Here is a 3,124-nt window from a genome sequence, read left to right as displayed (position 1 = left end):
AGGTCTTGTGACTCGTGAATATGTACACCCGTTTGATCCTGCGAGGCAAAGTGAAGCATCGCTTTCGCGACTTTTGATGACTGGATCGCTTTGTATTTTTTGGGAATAAGGAAGCCGAAAATTTTATATACCATTTTGGCAGCATCTTCTGCAGTGCGATGCTCGGTGCGTGGGCCCAGTAACAACGATGGTCTGAAGATATGCAGGGTTTCAAAACCAGTAGCCATGATAGCTTCTTCTATCTCTCCTTTTACCTGGTTATAATATACCGATGAATTGCGGCTGGCTCCCAAGGCAGAAATCAACAGGAACTGTCTGGCACCGCGTTGCACAGATGACTTGGCGAGCAGCAGAGGATAATAAAAATCTACCTGGTAAAAATTTTCCTTTGAGCCGGCTTTCGCCATAGTGGTACCCAGGCAGCAGAAAACATCATCGGCTTTGAATTGGTCCAGCGATTCTCCAAGATTAGCAAAGTCGATTTTTAGTTGCCTGAGTTTGGGATGCCGGGGAAGATCTTGGCGGGTGAGTGCAACTACTTCGCTATAGCGATCGCTGCTTAACAGTAATTGCAGCAACTGGCTACCAATCAACCCTGTGCTTCCGGCAATGAGCGCGGTCTTCATGCGGTATATAACCGGGATTTCTCCCATGTTAAGAACTTATCGATCTCAGCACCAAACGATGAGAACACTGACATCACAATACCAACATCGTCTGTAAGCCCGGCTCCCGGAATCCAGTCGGGCACAAAATCGATAGGGTTAATAAAATATATAACCGCCGCAGTGATCAGTAACAGTGGCTTCCATGGAATTTCACGATAGTGACCCAGCGCATAAGCTTTCAGCAACCTGCCGAGGGTAAAGAAGTTTTCCTTTACCTCACTTGCTTTTACACTTTTCCAGTTAACAGAACGAAGCTTGAGCGCCAGCTGTGATATAAGCATTACCAGTCTACCCTTTTTACCGAGTATACCGGAAGCTTTTTTTACGGCGATGTCGAAAAAGACATTTTTAGCCATAGGCGGTAATTTGTTCTGTTCAAAACAAAAAGCGTTCCTAGAAGGTTCGCTGTATTTCTTTCTTGAGCTCGGTAAGCGCGTGCGCAATCGGATCTACCGATTTTGTTACCGATTTCTCAAATATCTTTTTAGAGAGATCAAGACTGGTAGCCTCCACAGGCATTTCGCTGGAAGAATCATTGATCGTTACGATAAGATCTTCTTTCGCATTCTTGACGTAATTCCACACCTCTTCGCTCATGTATACCTGCTGCGAAACATTGTGGTTGTATTCATTCCGTATTTCGCTTAACAGTAGCTGGTGAAACTCACGTGCAGCCATACCCGGAGCATTGAGGCGCACCAGCAGGTTTTGCGGAGAGATGCGTTCGAGGAAAAGCGTCATGCGCTCGTACGCCTGCAGGCGATTTGGCAAAACGGTTTCAATACTCCTGCCCCGAATCTCAAGCTTTCTCAATTCAATCTCCTTTTGAACATACGTGCGCACCAAAAGGTAGGCGAGATAGAGGACTACAGAGGCTGGGATTAAGATTTTACCGAATTCGATCAGGGCGTTCATAAATTAAAACTTGTACAAAAATGTTAACTTTAGGAATCAAAAAACAAATCTATGCAGGGTGAAAGATTAAAAGAATATCTGCTGCAGATTGCCGGTCAAGTTAATGAAAAAACCGAACTGGAAGATATTTACCAACAGTTGGCTTTATTGGATGACATTGATCGTGCTGAAGCAGAAGAGCGCGAAGGAGAAACCCTTTCATCTGGACGAAACGGGCATTCAAACAATTTGAACGGGCAGTTAAATATATTCGCGAAGAGCAAGGATTGGTCTATGCATCCATTGTTCATCAAAAAGTTCTGGAATCGGTCGGCCACCTTTCACACCAGCCTTTAATGGGTCCGAAAGAGCCTGTACTGGCTCATAAAAAATCAGAATACAGATTCCTCTGATTTGTTGGGAGCTACAAAGTCATTTACAAAGTCGAAACCGAAAAAATTGTTATTTCGCGATTGTTTCACACTTCTATGAACCCGAAAAAGTTAAGAGGTGTTTAAAATGCGAAAGTAAAGTATCCATGTTCGATAACATTCAACCCGTAACGATCTCGCCACGCGCTGCCGAAGAAATCCGAAAGATCATGCAGACCAAAAATATCCCGGCTGGCTATGGTCTCCGCGTAGGTGTTAAGGGTGGTGGTTGTGGTGTTTCACTCCTTATTGGATTCGATAAGCAGAAAGAAGCCGACCTTGCTTATATTATTTCTGATATCCCGGTATATATCGACAAGCGCCATACCATGTATGTGATTGGAAAGGAAGTTGATTTCTTCGAAGGTGAAGATGCACGAGGCTTTATGTTTGTTGATCCGAAGGAGCCAGTGAAGAATGACTGATTCTCAAAAATCCAATGGTACAGAGAACTAAGAAGGCACAGAGGCAACAAAATACTAATGCAGAGTAGTATATATACCATTGGCCACTCTACACATTCCCCTGAATATTTTCTTGAACTGCTTCAGGCTTATGCTATAACCTGTATAGTTGATGTACGTAGCGTAGCGGCGAGTCGCTATAACCCACAATACAATAAAGATGCTCTTTCCGATTTTCTAAAGAAGAACAGCATTACCTATTTGCATTTTAGTCAGGAGTTCGGGGCCAGGCAGACTGCTCCCGATTTGATGGATGCCAGCGGCCAGCTCGATTTTGAGAAGGTATCGCATACACCGCATTTCAAAAAAGGTATTGATCGTTTGCGGCAAGGTATAGCGAAGGGATTCACTATTGCATTAATGTGTGCCGAAAGTGAGCCGTTGGATTGTCATCGCTTTGGCATGATTTCAGTCGCATTAGTGCGAGAAGGATTCGATGTACGCCACATCCTGAAAGACAAAACTTTAAAATCGCATGCGGAGCTCGAGGAATACCTTTTAAAGAAATATGAAAAGAAATTACCGAAGGCTGATATATTTACTACATCCATCAGCCAGGAAGTGCAGCTTGCGGCAGCTTACAGGCTGTTGAACAAAGATATAGCCTATTCTCCCGGCAGCTTCAATCGATAACAGCACTATGAAAACACATATCTTCGGTGCCCAT

6 protein-coding genes are annotated in these 3,124 nt (G+C 44.0%); 3 read left to right on the top strand and 3 right to left on the bottom strand.

The annotated features are described in order from the left end of the window. From V7Q33_RS20105 to V7Q33_RS20095, 3 genes are all read right to left on the bottom strand, one after another. Nucleotides 1-653: NAD-dependent epimerase/dehydratase family protein (locus V7Q33_RS20105; RefSeq protein ID WP_333821042.1), on the bottom strand; the 653-nt coding region annotated here is incomplete at its 3' end. Further along, entirely contained in the window at nucleotides 623-1,024 is a 402-nt protein-coding gene (locus V7Q33_RS20100; RefSeq protein ID WP_331979343.1) for a YkvA family protein, read from the bottom strand. The genes V7Q33_RS20100 and V7Q33_RS20105, both read right to left, overlap by 31 nt. Before the next feature lie 37 nt (nucleotides 1,025-1,061). Further along, entirely contained in the window at nucleotides 1,062-1,583 is a 522-nt protein-coding gene (locus V7Q33_RS20095) for a DUF7935 family protein (RefSeq protein WP_331979345.1), read from the bottom strand. A 200-nt stretch (nucleotides 1,584-1,783) separates the two neighbouring features. On the opposite strand from V7Q33_RS20095, the gene V7Q33_RS23455 reads away from it, so the two are divergent. The 3 genes from V7Q33_RS23455 (at nucleotide 1,784) to V7Q33_RS20080 (ending at nucleotide 3,090) form a co-directional block, all read left to right on the top strand. Then, entirely contained in the window at nucleotides 1,784-1,975 is a 192-nt protein-coding gene (locus tag V7Q33_RS23455; protein ID WP_442946000.1) for a type II toxin-antitoxin system RelE/ParE family toxin, read from the top strand. A 125-nt stretch (nucleotides 1,976-2,100) separates the two neighbouring features. After that, entirely contained in the window at nucleotides 2,101-2,418 is a 318-nt protein-coding gene (locus V7Q33_RS20085; protein WP_331979348.1) for an iron-sulfur cluster biosynthesis family protein, read from the top strand. 57 nt (nucleotides 2,419-2,475) lie between these two features. After that, entirely contained in the window at nucleotides 2,476-3,090 is a 615-nt protein-coding gene (locus tag V7Q33_RS20080) for a DUF488 domain-containing protein (protein ID WP_333821040.1), read from the top strand. The last annotated feature ends 34 nt before the right edge of the window (nucleotides 3,091-3,124 follow it).

Origin of the sequence: Ohtaekwangia sp., from assembly GCF_036786105.1 — a bacterium.
Taxonomy (GTDB): domain Bacteria; phylum Bacteroidota; class Bacteroidia; order Cytophagales; family Cyclobacteriaceae; genus Ohtaekwangia.
This window is presented reverse-complemented; position numbering and strand designations above follow the sequence as displayed.

What these genes read in the sequence shown, in the direction of transcription:
- V7Q33_RS20100 (WP_331979343.1), bottom strand. Translation starts at nt 1,024, where the DNA reads ATGGCTAAAAATGTCTTTTTCGACATCGCCGTAAAAAAAGCTTCCGGT.
- V7Q33_RS20095 (WP_331979345.1), bottom strand. Translation starts at nt 1,583, where the DNA reads ATGAACGCCCTGATCGAATTCGGTAAAATCTTAATCCCAGCCTCTGTA.
- V7Q33_RS20085 (WP_331979348.1), top strand. Translation starts at nt 2,101, where the DNA reads ATGTTCGATAACATTCAACCCGTAACGATCTCGCCACGCGCTGCCGAA.
- V7Q33_RS20080 (WP_333821040.1), top strand. Translation starts at nt 2,476, where the DNA reads ATGCAGAGTAGTATATATACCATTGGCCACTCTACACATTCCCCTGAA.